Below are 16,859 nucleotides of genomic sequence, written 5' to 3'. Positions count from 1 at the left end.
TAGTTATTTTTTTGTTTTAGATTTTATCATTATTTTCTTAAAGAGATAGAGAGGGTTATTTTGTGCCATTCCCCCCCTTAAGAAATAACGCTTTTTAAGAAATTATCGCTTGATTAGCGCAAGCTCTTTTCGTTTTGTTTTAAAAATACTTTTAGCGTTTTTAATGCTCAATGAGAAAAGAGTTTTTTTATTAGCGTCTAAAAGCACCCCCCATTCATTTTAAAGATGAATGTTATCCAAATGGCTTAAAAAGCCGGGATAATCGCTCCCTTATAGGTATCCAAAATAAATTTCCTGGTCTTTTCACTCTGCAAAGCTTCAATCAGCACTTTTATGGCTTCATCTTGCGCGTTATCCTCACGAGCGGCTATTAGATTGGCATAAGGCGAGTCCTTGTCTTCTGAAAATAAAGCTCCGGTGAGTTTTGCTTGCAAGGCGTAATTCCCTGTTACAATAGCCCCATCCACATCCCCTAAAACTTTAGGCAATAACGCGGCTTCTAAAGGCTTGATTTTGATGTTGTAAGGATTTTTGACAATATCAAACTCCGTAGCGTATAGATTGCTTGGATCTTTGAGAGCGATAAGGCCTTGCTTATGCAGTAAAATCAACGCCCTGCCTTGATTGGCCGGATCATTTGGTACAGCAATCACTGAGCCTTTTTTAAGGTTTTTAATGTCTGTGATTTTTTGAGAATAAAATCTTAAAGGCTCCACATGGATATTGGCCAAACCAACAAGGTGCATTTTTCTGTCCAAATTAAACCGATCCAAATAAGGGCGGTGCTGGAAGTAATTCGCGTCTAAAGAGCCGTCATTGAGCGCTAAATTAGGCAACACATAATCCGTAAAAGACACGATCACTAATTTGATCCCTTTCTCTTTCAAATCGTCCACGACTGATTGCAAGATTTGTGCATGCGGCACAGGGTTAGCGCCCACTTTAAGCTCACGAGTGATTTTGTGGTCTTCTTTTTTTTCTTTGTGGTGTTTGGCGTCCAAAAGGTTAAAAAAACCTAAAACAATAGTGGTTACGCAAATAATACGCTTGAATATGTTCATAAAAAACCCTTTATTAAAAAAAATAATTCAAAAATGATAAAAAGATAAAACGATACGGAAACTTTAAAACTAAGCGAAGAATCAAAAAGAAAGGATTTGACCAAGAAAAACGGAGTTTCTCTTGGTCAAACAGCAAAAAACCATTAAAGCTTAATGGAATTTTCTTTAAGATACTCTGCAACGCCTTGGTGAGTCGCTTTCATACCTTTATCGCCTTTTCTCCAGCCTGCTGGGCATACTTCACCATGTTCTTCAAAGTGTAAGAGAGCGTCTACCATGCGAAGCATTTCATCTGCATTCCTACCTAATGGCAAGTCATTGATCACTGCGTGTCTTACTTTCATGTTTTTGTCAATCAAAAAAGCACCTCTCAAAGCGATCGCTTCTTCAAACAGCACATCGTAATCTCTAGAAATGCTCTTAGTAATATCAGCCACCATAGGGAAAGACACTTGACCAATACCGCCTTTTTCCACAGGGGTGTTTTTCCATGCGAAATGCACTTGTTCGCTGTCAATAGACACGCCAATCACATTAAAGCCTTTTTCTTGGAAGTCTTTCACTCTTTTGTCAAACGCAATGATTTCTGTAGGGCATACAAAAGTAAAATCTTTTGGCCAAAAGAAAAGGATTACACCATTTTTGCCTAAATTTTTAGAAAGCTCAAAGTGTTCATCAACCTCATTGTTTCCTAAAACGGCAGGTGCTTTAAAGTCTGGGGCAAGTTTTGTAACTAACATATACAACTCCTTAAGTGTTTTAAAATTTTGTTGGATCAAAATTAAACCTAAAACAGATTTAATTTATTATGCTTTCCACTCAACCAGCGGAAACATGGTGGAGTATAATCTTAAAAAGTTAATGAAAAAATATTTTCTTTAATATTTTAGGATTTTGTGAAAAATAGTTTCATTTTTACTGCTTGTATTTCCTTAATAGTGTTATAATCGCTTCATAAATCATACGAAAGGAATTGTCATGCTAATCGCTCGCTTTAAAAAAGCTTTAATCTCTTATTCTTTAGGTGCACTCATTGTTTCATCTTTATTAAGCGTGGCTAACGCTTCTAATCAAGAAGTCAAAGTCAAGGATTATTTCGGGGAGCAAACTATCAAGCTTCCTGTTTCTAAAATAATCTACTTGGGTAGCTTTGCAGAAGTGCCTGCCATGTTCAATACTTGGGATAGGGTCGTGGGCATTTCGGATTACGCTTTTAAATCTGATATTGTTAAAGCCACTCTCAAAGATCCTAAACGCATTAAATCCATGAGCAGTGATCATGTGGCGGCATTGAATGTGGAGCTTTTAAAAAAACTCAGCCCTGATCTTGTGGTAACCTTTGTGGGAAACCCTAAAGCGGTAGAGCATGCGAAAAAATTTGGGATTTCATTCCTTTCTTTCCAAGAAAAAACCATTGCAGAAGTCATGGAAGATATTGACGCTCAAGCTAAAGCCTTAGAAATTGACGCTTCTAAAAAACTCGCCAAAATGCAAGAAACTTTGGATTTTATCAAAGAGCGTTTGAAAGATGTCAAAAAGAAAAAGGGGGTGGAGCTTTTCCATAAAGCCAATAAGATCAGCGGCCATCAAGCCCTTGATTCAGACATTTTAGAAAAAGGGGGCATAGACAATTTTGGCTTGAAATACGTCAAATTCGGGCGCGCTGACATTAGCGTGGAAAAAATCGTTAAAGAAAACCCTGAGATTATCTTTATCTGGTGGGTAAGCCCACTCACGCCTGAAGATGTGTTAAACAACCCTAAGTTTTCCACTATCAAAGCCATTAAAAACAAGCAAGTTTATAAGCTCCCCACAATGGATATTGGCGGGCCTAGAGCCCCACTCATCAGCTTGTATATCGCTTTAAAAGCCCACCCTGAAGCGTTTAAAGGCGTGGATATTAACGCAATCATCAAAGACTATTACAAAGTGGTTTTTGATTTAAACGATGCGGAAATTGAACCCTTTTTATGGCATTGATTTTTAAAAAGGGTTAATCTTTTTAGCCTTTCGTGTATCGCGCTAGGCTTAAAACAAGCCCTATAGCGATACAATTCGCTAAAAGCGAACTCCCTCCATAGCTCAAAAACGGCACCGCTAGACCTTTAACCGGAAGAATCCCGCCCACCCCAAAGGCGTTGATCACCAAAGAAAAACTAATAAGCAGCACCACGCCCACGCAAAATAGCGAATATTTTGGCTCTTTCAAGCGGTTAGCGATCCTAAAAATCAAAACAATCAAAACAGAAAACAAAATAAAACAAACACATAGCCCCAAAAACCCCCATTCTTCAGCGATCCCAGCTAAGACCATGTCCGTATGCACTTCGCTCAAAAACCCAAGCTTGATTTGCCCAAGCCCAAGCCCTTGCCCAAACAACCCCCCATTATGCATGGCATTGCCTGCATGAAAGACTTGATAGGATTCAGGCAAGTCGCTTATTCTAAGAGCGTTCGCTAATTTATCCGGCAAGAGCGTGAAAAGCGAATTTTGCAAATTAGACCACCACAATTTTAGGCGCAAAATCCTATGAGTGCTTGTAACAATCGCTAAAACGCTGATCGCAAACGCCCCTGAAACAATCAAGCCAAACAAATGCACGCTCCCCCCAGAAAAAACCAATAACACCGCTAAAACCGCCCCCAAAAGAACGATCTGCCCCAAATCGTTTTGCAAAACCCCCACCCCAATCGCTAATGCCACAAACACCACCGAATAAGGCACAAAAGTGATGAGTTCTTCTTTAACATTAGCCTTTTCTTTTGCCACAAAGGTGCGAGACAAACTCCACGCAAGAAAAAAGGTGAAACCAACCTTTAAAAACTCCAAAGGCGCTAGAGAAAAAAACCCCAAACGAATCCATCGCTTCGCCCCCCCAGCGCTACTAGAAAGGCTTTCTGGCAAAAAAAACATGCCAATAATGAGTAATGGTGGGACAAAAAGAAGAAAAAACCCCAAACGGCTAAACCACTTGCTAGGATCAACCCTAGACAACCCCCACATGATAACAATCCCCATGATCGCACTCGCAAGCTGGCGTATGAAAAAATGGAATTCCCCATAATGATACAGCACCACTGTGGTATAAGTTGAGAGCGAATAGCTCATCAATACCCCCAAAAAAATCAATAGCGAAGTGCAAAAAAACAGGTTTCTGTCTGTAGTCATTAGGATTTCCTTATTTTTGGTTTTTGAATAGGCGTTCTCTTAAGGTATTTTATGGGTATTTTACACTATAATGACCTTGAATTGGCTTATCGCTCAAGCTTAAGCATGCTTTGGAATTGATCGCATTCTTTAATGAAAAAGCGAGCCGATTTTGGAATGCTTTTTGCATGCTATAGATTTGCAAGGGTTTAAAAAAGGGGTTTTGATGGATTTTTCTAAAGCGTTTGATCTAGTTTATAAGGCGTTGGATTATCGGTCTTTAAGGCAGGATATGATCGCTTCTAACATTGCTAATGTGGACACCCCCTTTTACAGGCCAAAGGATTTGGATTTTGAAAGCGTTTTAGCGGAGAAAAAAGCGGAAATTTTTGAAAACCAATCCAGTAAAGTTTTGCCTTTAGCCCACACTAACCCTAGGCATTTAGACTTTGAAAATAGCGCTAAAGATGGGGCAAGCCTTTTTTTTAGAGACGGGCATTTGGCTAAAAATGATGGCAACAGCGTGGATTTAGACATAGAAACGAGTGAAATGGGCAAGAACTCTACCATGTATTTAGCCTTGAGTTCAGCCTTAAAAAAGTATCGAGGCGTGATCAATTACGCCATTGATTCCAGTAAGAATTTATAGTTAAGGGAAAGCATGTTTTTATCTTCTTTTGATATTAGCGGTTATGGTTTGTCCGCCCAACGCTTAAGGGCTAATTTGATTTCTTCTAATATCGCTAACGCTAACACCACGCACACGAGCGAAGGAGGCCCTTATAGGAGACAAGAAGCGGTGTTTAAGGCTTTTGATTTCAATGAGATTTTAAACCAAAAAATCGCTCAAAACCATCAAATTACCCCCTATGAAGACCCCTTAGATGAAGGCGATGACAACCCCTTAATCCCTATCACAAGCGTGGTGGTGGATAAGATTGTGCGCGATGATAGCGAGCCTTTGATGAAATACGATCCCAGCCACCCTGACGCTAACGCTCAAGGCTATGTGGCTTACCCCAATGTGAATGCGGTGGTTGAAATGGCGGATTTAGTGGAAGCGACTAGAGCTTATCAGGCTAATGTTGCAGCCTTTCAAAGCGCTAAAAACATGGCGCAAAATGCGATCGGCATGTTACAAACATGAACGATTTTCAACAATTTATGGTAGTATAAGAAAATTTAGGTAGTATTAGCCAAAGATCAGTAGAATACAGAAATGAATAAGATATTTAATAAGATATTTAATAGAGTTAAATTTTTAAAAAAGAGCTTAAGGAGGTTCTATGCAAGCCATACACAATGATAAAAGCTTATTGAGTCCTTTCTCTGAGCTTAACACGGACAATAGGACTAAAAGAGAAGAATCGGGTAGCACCTTTAAAGAACAAAAAGGTGGGGAGTTTTCCAAACTCTTAAAGCAATCCATCAATGAGCTTAACAACACTCAAGAGCAATCTGATAAAGCCTTAGCCGACATGGCGACAGGGCAAATCAAAGACTTGCACCAAGCGGCTATCGCTATAGGGAAGGCTGAAACAAGCATGAAACTCATGCTTGAAGTGCGCAACAAAGCGATCAGTGCTTATAAAGAGCTTTTAAGAACGCAGATCTAGTCTCTTAAGTGGCTTCTCTTTAAATGATCGCTTGGTCCTTTTTAAAGAGAGGGTTTGTTGTTGCTACACCCCCTTTTAACGGATTTTACCATCAAAAATTCATGCTCTCATGCGTTGTGAAAATCCAACGCTACGCCATTTTCAAGTAAGCGTTCATGGATAATAAAAACATTGATCCTAACTTCAACCCAGAGCAGTTTTTAGAAACCCAAAAATACAAGGGCTCTATTACGGCATTAATCTTTTTATTGCTTTTTATCGTTTTTTTAATGGTGGCTTTTAAAAAAGCTTTTTTTGCCCAAGCCAACATGCCCACTCTGGTGATGAGCAAACAAGACACTGCGACTAGGGGGACTATCTATAGTCAAGACAACTACAGCTTGGCCGCTTCGCAAACCCTTTTCAAACTGGGCTTTGATACAAGGTTTTTAAACCCGGATAAAGAAGATTTTTTCGTTGATTTCCTTTCTATTTATAGCAATATCCCTAAAAAGTCCTTAAAAGACGCCATTAATACGAAAGGCTATATTATTCTAGCCTATGATCTCACGCCCAATACCGCTGCTAATCTTAGGGACTTGAATAGAAAATTTTTAACCTTTGGGGTTTTTCAAAATTTCAAAGACGCACACGATAAGGTGTGGCAAAAGCAAGGGCTAAACATTGAAGTGAGCGGCGTTTCTAGGAATTACCCTTATCAAAATAGCCTAGAGCCAATCATTGGCTATGTGCAAAAACAAGAAGAAGACAAACTCACTTTAACTACCGGTAAAAAAGGCGTTGAAAAATCTCAAGATCACTTGCTTAAAGCCCAACAAAATGGCATAAGAACAGGCAAAAGAGATGTGAGTTTTAATTTTATTCAAAACCACTCTTACACAGAGGTTGAAAGGCTTGATGGCTATGAGGTGTATTTGAGCGTTCCTTTAAAACTCCAAAGGGAAATTGAAACCCTATTGGATAAAACTAAAGACAAACTCAAGGCTAAAGAAATCCTAGTGGGTATCATTAACCCTAAAAGCGGGGAAATCTTATCACTGGCTTCAAGCAAGCGCTTCAATCCTAATACGATTAAAACCAGCGATTATGAAAGCTTGAATTTGAGCGTTGCCGAAAAGGTTTTTGAGCCAGGCAGCACGATTAAACCCATTGTTTATTCCTTGCTGTTAGACAAGAATTTAATCAACCCCAAAGAACGCATTGATTTAAACCATGGCTATTACCAATTAGGAAAATACACCATTAAAGACGACTTTATCCCTAGTAAAAAAGCCGTTGTTGAAGACATTTTGATCCAATCTAGCAACGTGGGCATGATAAAAATCAGCAAAAATCTCAACCCGGAGGATTTCTATAACGGGCTTTTAGGCTATGGATTTTCTCAAAAAACCGGCATTGACTTATCCTTAGAAGCCACAGGAAAGATCCCTCCTTTGTCCGCTTTCAAGCGTGAAGTGTTAAAGGGGAGCGTTTCTTATGGCTATGGGCTGAACGCGACTTTTTTGCAGCTTTTAAGGGCTTATGCGGTGTTTTCTAATGAAGGCAAATTGACTACCCCCTATTTAGTGCAACGAGAAACCGCCCCTAATGGCGATATTTACATCCCTAGCCCCAAACCCACTTTTCAAGTCATTAGCCCAAAAAGTGCTAGGAAAATGAAAGAAACCTTAATCAAAGTGGTGCGTTATGGCACAGGCAAAAACGCTCAATTTGAAGGGCTATACATAGGGGGCAAAACAGGCACGGCTAGGGTCGCTAAAAACGGGAGTTATAGCGTGCAGTCCTACAACAGCTCTTTTTTTGGGTTCGCTGAAGATGAAAGGCAGGTTTTTACTATCGGCGTGGTTATCTTAGGCTCGCACGGCAAGGAAGAATATTACGCCAGCAAGATTGCAGCCCCTATTTTTAAAGAAATCACTGAAATTTTAGTGCGTTACAATTACCTATCGCCCTCCATTGCGATTCAAAATGCGCTGGAGAAACGGTGCTTTAAAATTAAGTAAGAATAGTAGGGTAAAATTAGCGTAACTATACCGATGATCTAGTGGCATCAATTCAAGCTAACTAAAAGGCGAATTTAAATGATTAAAAGCATAGAGATTGAAAATTACAAAAATTTCAAGCATCTTAAAATGGAAAATTTTAAACTCATCAACTTTTTTACCGGTCAAAACGATACAGGCAAAACCAATCTTTTAGAAGCCCTTTATATCAACACGGGCCTTTGTGATTCTGCCGTTCAAGTCAGTCTTCCCCCTGAACATGTGGTACTTGTTAGTGAATTTAGGAAAATCAAGCTCAATAACGACAACCTAAAAACCTTCTTTTACCAAGAGAATACCGCTAATCCCATTAGCATCCGCACTGAGTTTGAACATGCCACTATCCCTCTTACTATCCAATACCCCACACAAACCAGTTACAGCAAAGACATCAATTTGAATAGCGATGACATTCATATGACAAACCTTATAAGCAAAACAATAACGAAGCCACAGCTCCAATTTTTCTACAATCCATCTTTTTCCCCCATGACAATGACTTATGAATTTGAAAGACAAAACTTAAGCTTAATCCATTCTGATTTAGATAAGATCGCTCAAACCTATAAAGAAAATGCAATGTTTATTCCTGTGGAATTATCTATTGTTAATTCTCTTCAAGCATTAGAAAATTTACGATTAGCGAGTAAAGAAAAAGAATTAATGGAAGTCTTAAAATATTTCAACCCTGATATTTTAGACGCTGATACCATAAGAAAGTCTGTCTATATCCAAATCAAAAATGAAAACACACCCCTAAAAGAAAGCCCCAAAAGGCTTTTAAATTCGTTTGGTTGGGGGTTTATCAAATTTTTTATCATGGCGAGCATTCTTATAGATAATCGTGTTAAGTATCTTTTTATTGATGAAATAGAAAGTGGTTTGCACTATACAAAAATGCAAGAGTTTTTAAAAGCTCTGTTTGAGTTAGCTCAAAAATTACAGATTCAAATTTTTGCCACCACGCACAACAAGGAATTTTTATTGAACGCTATCAACACCATGCCCAATAATGAAACGAGAGTTTTTAAAGATATAGCCTTGTTTGAGTTTGAAAAAGAAAGTGCTTTTGGCTTTATCAGACACAGCTATTCTATGCTAGAAAAAGCGCTTTATAGGGGTATGGAGGTTAGAGGCTGATGCGAGAAAAGATCGTCTATGTGGAAGGCGAATCAGACAAAATCTTTTTAACGATTTTAAATGAGGTTAAAAATTTAGGCCTTAAAGATTCTAATATTATCAATTGTGGGAGCAAGGATAAGCTTTCTAAAGAAGCCGAGAGTATTAAAGAATACCTAAAGGCTAAGGATATTTACATCGTTTTTGATTCAGATAACCAAACAAAAGAGACTAAAATTCAAGAAATAAAAAAACAACTCCAAGAAAACCCAGAAGAAGAACACCGCTTAAATAATGAAGAGTTTAACCAAATTAAGATTTTTTTATTGCCAGAAAATGATGAGACTGAACACGACCCCAATTAGAACATTTGTTAGAAAAAATGGCAAAAGAAAGTGAAAATAAAGCGTTTTATGAAGTTTTTTGCGAGTCCTACAAGGAGTTCTTTAACAAAATCAAACAAATCAAACCTATTCAATCAGAACAAAAAAAACGTGCTAAATGTTGGCTACAACCCTATATCACGCTTTCTGTTTGTTTAGAGAGAGGTTTTGTTCCTTGTGGGTTAAACGATCTAGATCCTGTTACTGCAACCGCTAAAATGCTAGATAAGCCAAAAAATACAGAAATTCTTGAAAAATTTTTTAATTTTGATTCAAAGGAACTTCAAGCATTGATTGATTTTTTAAAATAAACCCAATAAAAACCCTTGATTTTTACGAGTATTAACTTTCTCAAATTGAGTTTAAACCACTCAAAAAGCTTTGTAGCCATAAAATCCTAAATAAAGGTTGTTTTGAAAACACCATTCAAACAACCCACCATGGATCAAAAATCATAAAACCATGCCCTCCCCCCTTTTTTAATTCAATGCACTTCGCTCCAAACTTTTCTTTTCCACGCATAAGCCAAGAACGACAGCACCGCAAAGAAAATCATGATTTTTATCCCTAAGGTATTCCTTTCATGTTTTTTCCTATCGCCTGCTTTTTCCAAATAAGAGATGACTTGTTTTTGAGCCTGTTCACTCAACCCCACTCTAGGCATAGCCGTGCCAGGCAAAAGCTTTTGCGGATCGTTGATGAAAATATTCAAGCCATGTTCGCCTTTAGCCCTAATCATCATGGACAAATCAGGCACATGAGAGCCTAAATAATTGGCTAAATCTTTAGGATCGCTAAAGGCCTTATCTTTAGCATAATCCAGGCTATGACACCTTTGACAGCTTTGTGCAAACACTTCCTTATCGCTCAAATTTTTAGGCAAAATAGAAGTGAGATACGCCACAATATCGCTCAAATCTTGATCGCTAAATTGAGAAAACGCCGGCATAGGATAGGGCCTTTCATCGTTGAATTTATGGCTCAATTTCGCCGTTTTCACGGGGTCTTTAATGAAGTGGGCTAAGAAATTCGCGTTCAAAACCCCCGCCACATGGCTTAAATCCGGTGGCACAACCCCAAAAGAGTTGCTCGCGCTAAGGCTATCCATAGGGGCTGGAATGTTTTGGGATTTAATGCCATGGCAAGCGGTGCAATTTTCGGCTACAAGCTGTTTGCCCTTATTAGCGTCGCCATTTTTTAAATCCATCGGCTCTAAATCCTTGAAAGCAAAATCTGCCGGAGCGACTTTAGGGTGCATCACCGAATGCGCATAAGGCTCAACCCCATAATAAATCACGCCTACCACCACAATAAGGATGATTAGAATCTTAAATTCTTTCATCTAACACCCCCTTGTTTTTTCCTTTCAGCGATAGTGATAATGGGCAATACCACAAAGAAAAGGGCTAAAAAAGTGATTGAACCCGCTAAGCCAATGTATTTACCAATCCCAAGCGGAGGCAATTTGCCATAGATCGTTAAAACAATCATATCAATGATCAAAAGCCAAAACCACACCATAAACGCCGGCCGTTTGTGCGCGGGAGCGACCACAGGGCTTCTGTCTAAAAAGGGCAGTAAGAAAAAGATCACTTGCGCCACGCCAAAGGCCATTAGCCCTAAATCAGCGCTAAAGAAAAAGCCCCTTAAGACTTCATAGCTCCATAAGAAATACCATTCAGGGTAAATGTGAGGCGGCGTTTTAAGGCTGTTAGCCCTTTCAAAGTTGATAGGATCCATCGCAAAATCATAGTGGTAACACACCAAGTAAAAGAAAAAGACCATGAACGCGCAAACCACAAAAATATCTTTAGACAAGAATACCGGCCAAAAAGGAATGACTTTGGATTCTTTTTTCTTGCCTTCAATGAATTTCTTTTCTTCTGATTCAAAGTCAATCTCTTCGCCTTCTTGGTTATTGACATGCGGGATGCGTAAAGAATAAAAATGCACCCCAACAAGTAGAATGATCGCAATGGGCAGTAAAAACACATGGAGCATGAAAAAGCGCGTTAAAGTGGAATCCGCCACAACATAATTGCCCCTAATCCACTCTACCACATCAGCCCCAATGAAAGGAATGCCCCCAAATAAATTCGTGATAACCGCTGCCGCCCAATAGCTCATCTGCCCCCAAGGCAGCATATACCCGCTAAAGGCTTCCGCGCTAAAGACCACAAACAAAATCATCCCGCTAATCCAAATCATCTCACGACCCTTTTTGTAAGAGCCATAATAGATGCCGACAAACATGTGGATATAAATGATGACAAAAATCATGCTCGCTGCCGTGGCATGCATGTGGCGCCAAAGCCAACCATAAGCCACTTCTTGCATGATGGTGAAATTCACGCTATCAAACGCCATTTTCGCATCAGGCTTGTAATACATGAGCAAGAAAATCCCTGAGATCACAAGCACGCCAAAAAGGGTCAATAAAATCACCCCCATAGCCCATAAGAAATTGATGTTTTTAGGGATCCAATATTCTGTCATCAGCACTTTAACAAGCTTGTTAGTGCCAAGACGCATGTCTAGCCATTCGCCTAAATTCTTCGCTTTTTTTATCTCTGCCATGGAACTCTCCTTACGCTTTAGCCATCATTTTCTTGTATTCAGCCCCGGCTTCACCAAAAGTGATCTTAGTGCCTTCAATTTTAAAAGGCGGAATATCAAAAGGGCGTGGAGGGGGAGTGCCGGCAATATTCACGCCATCAGAAGTGAAACGCCCCCCATGGCATGGGCATAAAAAGCCTTTTTCTTCATCTTGATAAGTGGGGATACACCCTAAATGCGTGCAAATTTGAATGGCTGTGGTAAAAACGCTCCCGCCAACTTTAAAATCGCGCTTTTCATTAAAGCTCTCTTTTTTAGAACGCTTGAGAATATAGACCGGTTTCCCACGCCACTCCACCGTGGAAAACTGCCCTTCTTGCATGTTCGCCACATCTATGGTCGTAAAACCAGCTGAAACAACGCTTGGGAGCGGATCCCAAGTCTTTTTCATCGCTACTAGACTCGCTATAGCCCCTATAGCTGTAACACTAGCAAGGCTCATTCCTAAAAAATCACGCCTTTGAATATCTGCCATGATTAAAAAACTCCTTAATGATAATTACCTTTTAACGACTAAAGGCATAGCAAATCCCTATTCTACAACAAACTCTCTTAATAATCTTTTTAAAATAACAAAATTAACGCTAAAATCAAACGCTTTTAGTGCCGCTTTAAAGAAATTTGAGCGTGCAAATGTTTCAAAAGGGTTTCTAAAATATCGTTATCGTCTTTGCTTGGGGCTTTTAGGCTTTCTTTCTTTTCATCGCTATAAGTAATGGTGATGTTTTGATTGAAATTAGAAAGTTTAATGATGCCAAGCTGGTTGGCTAGAATTTTAAGCGTAATGATTTGCAAAAATTGAGCGCTCAAATCGTCTATTTTGCCAAACCTGTCTTCTATTTCTTCATGGATTTGCCCTACCTCATCTACATTTTCACACAAACTCAAACGGCGATACAAATCCAATCTCAAACTATCGCTTGCGATGAGTTCAGGGTTTAAAAAAGCGCTCACGCCAAGTTGGATTTCTACGCTTTTTTCAAGCCTTTTCTTCCCCCCACTCAATTCATAAATCGCGTCTTCAAGCATGCGCGTATAGAGTGCATAACCGATATTTTTAATATGCCCGCTCTGATCTTGCCCGAGCAAATTCCCGCCCCCCCTGATTTCTAAATCATGATAGGCGATACTCTCCCCACTGCCTAAATACGAATTTTTTTCTAAAGCGAGCAAGCGTTTTAGGGCCTGTTCATTCAAACTTTTTTGATCTTCTATGAGGAAATAGCAAAAGCCTTCTTTTTTGCCTCTCCCCACACGCCCTCTTAATTGGTGCAAATCAGCCAGCCCAAAATTTTGCGCGTTATCTATAATAATCGTGTTAGCGTTAGGCAAATGAATCCCTGATTCCACAATAGAAGTGCATAATAAAACCTGATAGTTTCCCTTAGCAAACTCTAGCATGATTTCTTCGCTCTCATGAGCGCTAATTTGGGAATGCAAAATGGCGATTTTGAGTTTAGGGATTAAATCTTCTAGCTTGGTTTTGACTTTTGAAATGCTAGCGATGTGGTTATGGATGTAAAAAATTTGCCCGTTACGGCGTAATTCTCTATGAATAATCTCTTTTAAGAGTTCGTCATTCTTTTCTTTCAAAAAAGTGCGGCTGGGCTTCCTGTCTGTGGGAGGGATTTTTAAAGAGCTAATGCCTTTAATTTGAGAGAGTGCCATGTTTAGAGTGCGTGGGATAGGCGTAGCGGACATGCTTAAAAAATGCACGCTTTTACTCAATTCTTTTAAAGCTTCTTTTTGTTTCACGCCAAATTTATGCTCTTCATCCACCACCACTAAGCCCAAGTTTTTAAATTTCGCGCCCAAAATCGCATGCGTGCCTACAAGCACATCAATTAGCCCTAATTCCACCGCTTTTAAAAGCTTGTTTTTTTCGCTCGCATACCTGTCCAAACGAGCCACTTTAACGCCAAAATTTTCAAAACGCGCCCTTAAAGTCTCAAAATGCTGGTGTGCTAATAAAGTGGTAGGCACAACTAGAGCGCTTTGAAAGCCGTTCAAAAACGCGCAAAAAATCGCATGCATCGCTACTTCTGTTTTCCCAAAACCCACATCCCCACTCAATAATCTGTCCATCACTCTCTTAGAGCTTAAATCCTTTGAAATTTCAGCGATGGCTTTTTCTTGATCGCTTGTGTATTCAAACCCCGCATGCGATTTAAAAACTTCCAACTCCGCTAAATGCGTGTCCATCTTTTTACCCAAGATCAAATTGCGTTCAGCCGCTAATTCAATGATCTTGCCTGCAATCTCTAAAAGCTTATTTTTAACTTTAGCTTTCAGTTTGAGAAAACTCCCTTTCCCTAGCCGGTCTTTAATTGGCACGCTATCGCTTTGTGCCACATAGCGAGCGATTAGATGCAAATTTTCTACCGGTAATAGCAGTTTGTCTTCGCCCAAGTAAGCGATTTCTAAAAAATCCCTCTTGCTCCCTAAAACGCTGTGTTGGACTAATTGAGAAAACACGCCCACCCCATAATCATCATGCACCACCCATTCGCCCGCATTCAATTCATTCAAAGCGAGCTTGGATTTTTGGCGTTTTTTCTTCCTTTCAAAAGAATTGAGCGAAATAAAAATCCCATCAGGGGTTTTAAAATTTAGCACAAAGGGGGCGATGACGCATTCAATATGGCTTTTTTCAAGCGCGCTTATCGCATTGTCTAAAATCGTTTTATTAGGGGCTAGGAGCGTGATTTTACGATTTGAATGCAAAGCTATAAAGCTTTCTAGGGCATGCGCATGGATTTCTAAATCTTCATAGCCTTGCGGGTTTTCTAAAACCTTTAAAAATTTGAAACGCTCACCATCCAATTCGTTTAAGCTCGCTAATTCTTGGATTTCTTCTAAAGCTTTAGGGCTTATAACGCTTTTATAGGCTTGCAGCAAATCGTTTGCTTTTTCCCCTAAAAACCACAGACCAAAACTGGTTAAATCTTTAGAAAAGCTATTTAAGGGGCTTTGCTCCACTTTGGTTTTCAGATCCTTATAAGATTGTTCGTTCAAACTAAAAAGCGTGGGGGGGATTTCAATTTCTAACAAATCTTCTTTGAGACTCATTTGAGTGGTGGGGTCAAATTCCTTAATGCTCTCACACTCCGTATCAAAAAAACTCAAGCGATACGCTTTAGAATTGGGCACATAAATATCCACAATATCCCCCCTAAAGCTCGCTTCGCCTTCCACTTCCACTAAGTCTAAAATTTCATAACCATAATAAAAGAGCTTGTCTTTTAAATCTTTAAGGTTATATTTTTCTAAAAGAGTGATTTTAAAACTTTCTAAAAGTTCTTTTTTAGGCAAAGGGTGCAATAACGCACTAATAGGGGCAATGATGATCGCTTCTTGCTTGTTTTCTAAAGCTTGATAAAACTCCCTTAAACCCCCTAAAAGCTGTAAAAATTCTTCAAAAAACGAACGCAAATCGTCGTTTTTTTTAGCCCTAAACTCCGGGAAAAGAATGGCTTTGGTATTTGGCTTAAAATAGCTTATGACTTCTTTAGCGAGCTCGGACTCTTTAAAATCCTTACAAGCGAGTATTTGATAATCAAAGCCTTTGTTTAAGGCTCTATAAAGGCTAGATTGGATCATTCCCTATTTATTTTCAATTTTCTTTTCTTGCTCATTGATTAACAACGCCCCCCCTTGAAGGTTTTTAGGGCGCGTTTCCCCAATCAAAATCCCCTTTCTTTCCACCACAAGCTCTTGGCTAGAGATTTTACCATCAAGGCGTCCTAAAGGCATGATTTCTACCACTTCCGCTTCCACCGTGCCAGTAAATTTGCCATTGACCACTAATTTATTAGCGAAAATCTCACCCACTACCGAGCCGGTTTGCCCGATCACCACCGCACTTTTAGAATGCACCACCCCTTCTAATTCGCCATCTATGTGCAAATGGCAATCCAAATGAAGCTCCCCCTTTATTTTTGTGCCTTGAGCGATGATAGTCGCTGGTCCTGTTTTTGCATTAGCTGATTTATTATTGTTATCAAAGATTGCCATCTGATTCTCCTTTCTTTATTGAAAACTTCTTCAAAATCTTTCATGTTCCATTTGGTGAAACTCATGGGGTTTATGGGTTGATCTAAAAACCGCACTTCATAATGCAAATGCGGCCCTGTGCTCATCCCTGTATTACCACTATACCCAATCAACTGCCCTTTTTTGACAAATTCGCCCGTTTTTACGATGATTTTATTCAAATGGGCGTAGTAAGTCTTAAAACCAAAAGGGTGGAAAACTTTAATCAAATTCCCATACCCCCCATTCCACCCCTTGCTCGCTAACCCCACTACCCCGCTTGCGCTCGCATACACAGGGGTGTTAATAGCGGTGCTCAAGTCAAGCCCGGTATGGTTGTGCAACACATGCAAAATAGGGTGGATTCTTTTATTAAAGGCGGCTGAAATGCGCCGATAGGATTCTAGTGGGTAGTCATTAGGGATAAGGCGCATGATAAAGCTTTTTTGAAGTCCAGTAATCCCAGCGACATCCAGGCGGCTGGAAAAATTGCCTTCTTCTTTTTCTTCAGGCCTATTCACCCCCACCACTTCTTCTAAATCGTTGATGCGCTCCCCTGAAAGTTGCAAATCGTCTAAAAATTCATCCATTTGCAAGGAAAGTTTTTCATTCGTTTCTTTTTTTTTCTCAAATTCCTTAGTGATTAAGGCATGCTGCTTGTCAATGTTTTTAATTTCTTTATTTAAAACCAGTAGCGAAATGCCTAAAAACAATAAAGATCCCACAACGCTCAAAAGCGCATACAAGCCAATTTGACGAAATAGTATATGAACATTAATATAACGGCTCCCTTTAGAGTCCGTAACCATCACAATCAAACGCCTGTCTAAAAACACTAAAAT

The 16,859-nt window shown here is 39.5% G+C and carries 16 protein-coding genes and 1 pseudogene; 8 read left to right on the top strand and 9 right to left on the bottom strand.

Annotated elements, in window-relative coordinates:
* Positions 1–245: 245 nt before the first annotated feature.
* Positions 246–1,061 carry a MetQ/NlpA family ABC transporter substrate-binding protein gene (locus FIM44_RS00735; protein WP_140578572.1) on the bottom strand — a complete coding sequence of 272 codons (816 nt, stop codon included), beginning with the start codon at positions 1,059–1,061 and terminating at the stop codon, positions 246–248.
* A gap of 143 nt (positions 1,062–1,204) precedes the next feature.
* Entirely contained in the window at positions 1,205–1,801 is a 597-nt protein-coding gene (locus FIM44_RS00730; RefSeq protein ID WP_140491132.1) for a peroxiredoxin, read from the bottom strand.
* A 238-nt stretch (positions 1,802–2,039) separates the two neighbouring features.
* Here FIM44_RS00730 and FIM44_RS00725 point away from each other — a divergent pair, with 238 nt between their 5' ends.
* Complete coding sequence (locus tag FIM44_RS00725; protein ID WP_140578571.1) at positions 2,040–3,041, top strand: ABC transporter substrate-binding protein; 1,002 nt, start codon at positions 2,040–2,042, stop codon at positions 3,039–3,041.
* A 22-nt stretch (positions 3,042–3,063) separates the two neighbouring features.
* Here the strand turns inward: FIM44_RS00725 and FIM44_RS00720 are convergent, their stop codons facing one another.
* Positions 3,064–4,230, bottom strand: coding sequence for an FtsW/RodA/SpoVE family cell cycle protein (locus FIM44_RS00720; RefSeq protein WP_140578569.1), 1,167 nt, complete (start codon positions 4,228–4,230; stop codon positions 3,064–3,066).
* A gap of 205 nt (positions 4,231–4,435) precedes the next feature.
* On the opposite strand from FIM44_RS00720, the gene flgB reads away from it, so the two are divergent.
* The 7 genes and pseudogenes from flgB to FIM44_RS08445 all read left to right on the top strand — a co-directional run bounded on the left by flgB (position 4,436) and on the right by FIM44_RS08445 (position 9,680).
* Positions 4,436–4,858 (top strand): flagellar basal body rod protein FlgB, encoded by a 423-nt coding sequence (gene flgB, locus FIM44_RS00715; RefSeq protein WP_000347735.1) that lies wholly within the window; start codon positions 4,436–4,438, stop codon positions 4,856–4,858.
* Positions 4,859–4,870: 12 nt separating this feature from the next.
* On the top strand, positions 4,871–5,356 hold the full coding sequence (flgC, locus tag FIM44_RS00710; RefSeq protein ID WP_128075396.1) for a flagellar basal body rod protein FlgC: 486 nt from the start codon (positions 4,871–4,873) through the stop codon (positions 5,354–5,356).
* Positions 5,357–5,495: 139 nt separating this feature from the next.
* Complete coding sequence (gene fliE / locus FIM44_RS00705; protein ID WP_001147918.1) at positions 5,496–5,825, top strand: flagellar hook-basal body complex protein FliE; 330 nt, start codon at positions 5,496–5,498, stop codon at positions 5,823–5,825.
* Between the two features lie 23 nt (positions 5,826–5,848).
* Positions 5,849–5,974, top strand: coding sequence for a transcriptional regulator (locus FIM44_RS00700; protein WP_080006034.1), 126 nt, complete (start codon positions 5,849–5,851; stop codon positions 5,972–5,974).
* Between the two features lie 6 nt (positions 5,975–5,980).
* Positions 5,981–7,828, top strand: a complete 1,848-nt coding sequence (locus FIM44_RS00695; RefSeq protein WP_140578567.1) for a peptidoglycan D,D-transpeptidase FtsI family protein — start codon at positions 5,981–5,983, stop codon at positions 7,826–7,828.
* Between the two features lie 78 nt (positions 7,829–7,906).
* The gene (locus tag FIM44_RS00690; RefSeq protein WP_140578566.1) at positions 7,907–9,007 is read left to right on the top strand and encodes an AAA family ATPase; all 1,101 of its coding nucleotides are present in this window, start codon (positions 7,907–7,909) and stop codon (positions 9,005–9,007) included.
* Positions 9,007–9,680, top strand: a pseudogene (locus tag FIM44_RS08445) (DUF3226 domain-containing protein). Before FIM44_RS00690 ends, FIM44_RS08445 begins: the two are co-directional and overlap by 1 nt.
* A gap of 173 nt (positions 9,681–9,853) precedes the next feature.
* Here the strand turns inward: FIM44_RS08445 and FIM44_RS00675 are convergent.
* From FIM44_RS00675 to csd1, 6 genes are all read right to left on the bottom strand, one after another.
* Positions 9,854–10,711 (bottom strand): cytochrome c1, encoded by an 858-nt coding sequence (locus FIM44_RS00675; protein ID WP_140578560.1) that lies wholly within the window; start codon positions 10,709–10,711, stop codon positions 9,854–9,856.
* A complete protein-coding gene (locus FIM44_RS00670) occupies positions 10,708–11,946 on the bottom strand; it encodes a cytochrome b (protein WP_140578559.1) in 1,239 nt (412 codons plus the stop codon). Before FIM44_RS00670 ends, FIM44_RS00675 begins: the two co-directional genes overlap by 4 nt.
* Before the next feature lie 10 nt (positions 11,947–11,956).
* Positions 11,957–12,460 (bottom strand): ubiquinol-cytochrome c reductase iron-sulfur subunit, encoded by a 504-nt coding sequence (petA, locus tag FIM44_RS00665; RefSeq protein WP_140578557.1) that lies wholly within the window; start codon positions 12,458–12,460, stop codon positions 11,957–11,959.
* A gap of 125 nt (positions 12,461–12,585) precedes the next feature.
* The gene (mfd, locus tag FIM44_RS00655; RefSeq protein WP_140578553.1) at positions 12,586–15,585 is read right to left on the bottom strand and encodes a transcription-repair coupling factor; all 3,000 of its coding nucleotides are present in this window, start codon (positions 15,583–15,585) and stop codon (positions 12,586–12,588) included.
* Positions 15,586–15,588: 3 nt separating this feature from the next.
* Positions 15,589–15,999 (bottom strand): bactofilin family protein, encoded by a 411-nt coding sequence (locus tag FIM44_RS00650; protein WP_014533566.1) that lies wholly within the window; start codon positions 15,997–15,999, stop codon positions 15,589–15,591.
* Complete coding sequence (csd1, locus tag FIM44_RS00645; RefSeq protein ID WP_140578552.1) at positions 15,918–16,853, bottom strand: peptidoglycan DD-metalloendopeptidase Csd1; 936 nt, start codon at positions 16,851–16,853, stop codon at positions 15,918–15,920. The genes FIM44_RS00650 and csd1 overlap by 82 nt, the downstream gene beginning before the upstream one ends.
* Between the last annotated feature and the right edge of the window lie 6 nt (positions 16,854–16,859).

The sequence above is a fragment of the Helicobacter pylori genome (assembly GCF_006440215.1).
In the GTDB taxonomy this organism is placed as follows: Bacteria; Campylobacterota; Campylobacteria; order Campylobacterales; family Helicobacteraceae; genus Helicobacter; species Helicobacter pylori_CS.
Note: the sequence above shows the minus strand (reverse complement) of the source record. Positions and strands in the feature narration are given on the sequence as shown.

What these genes read in the sequence shown, in the direction of transcription:
- FIM44_RS00735 (WP_140578572.1), bottom strand. Translation starts at nt 1,061, where the DNA reads ATGAACATATTCAAGCGTATTATTTGCGTAACCACTATTGTTTTAGGT.
- FIM44_RS00730 (WP_140491132.1), bottom strand. Translation starts at nt 1,801, where the DNA reads ATGTTAGTTACAAAACTTGCCCCAGACTTTAAAGCACCTGCCGTTTTA.
- FIM44_RS00725 (WP_140578571.1), top strand. Translation starts at nt 2,040, where the DNA reads ATGCTAATCGCTCGCTTTAAAAAAGCTTTAATCTCTTATTCTTTAGGT.
- FIM44_RS00720 (WP_140578569.1), bottom strand. Translation starts at nt 4,230, where the DNA reads ATGACTACAGACAGAAACCTGTTTTTTTGCACTTCGCTATTGATTTTT.
- flgB (WP_000347735.1), top strand. Translation starts at nt 4,436, where the DNA reads ATGGATTTTTCTAAAGCGTTTGATCTAGTTTATAAGGCGTTGGATTAT.
- flgC (WP_128075396.1), top strand. Translation starts at nt 4,871, where the DNA reads ATGTTTTTATCTTCTTTTGATATTAGCGGTTATGGTTTGTCCGCCCAA.
- fliE (WP_001147918.1), top strand. Translation starts at nt 5,496, where the DNA reads ATGCAAGCCATACACAATGATAAAAGCTTATTGAGTCCTTTCTCTGAG.
- FIM44_RS00700 (WP_080006034.1), top strand. Translation starts at nt 5,849, where the DNA reads ATGATCGCTTGGTCCTTTTTAAAGAGAGGGTTTGTTGTTGCTACACCC.
- FIM44_RS00695 (WP_140578567.1), top strand. Translation starts at nt 5,981, where the DNA reads ATGGATAATAAAAACATTGATCCTAACTTCAACCCAGAGCAGTTTTTA.
- FIM44_RS00690 (WP_140578566.1), top strand. Translation starts at nt 7,907, where the DNA reads ATGATTAAAAGCATAGAGATTGAAAATTACAAAAATTTCAAGCATCTT.
- FIM44_RS00675 (WP_140578560.1), bottom strand. Translation starts at nt 10,711, where the DNA reads ATGAAAGAATTTAAGATTCTAATCATCCTTATTGTGGTGGTAGGCGTG.
- FIM44_RS00670 (WP_140578559.1), bottom strand. Translation starts at nt 11,946, where the DNA reads ATGGCAGAGATAAAAAAAGCGAAGAATTTAGGCGAATGGCTAGACATG.
- petA (WP_140578557.1), bottom strand. Translation starts at nt 12,460, where the DNA reads ATGGCAGATATTCAAAGGCGTGATTTTTTAGGAATGAGCCTTGCTAGT.
- mfd (WP_140578553.1), bottom strand. Translation starts at nt 15,585, where the DNA reads ATGATCCAATCTAGCCTTTATAGAGCCTTAAACAAAGGCTTTGATTAT.
- FIM44_RS00650 (WP_014533566.1), bottom strand. Translation starts at nt 15,999, where the DNA reads ATGGCAATCTTTGATAACAATAATAAATCAGCTAATGCAAAAACAGGA.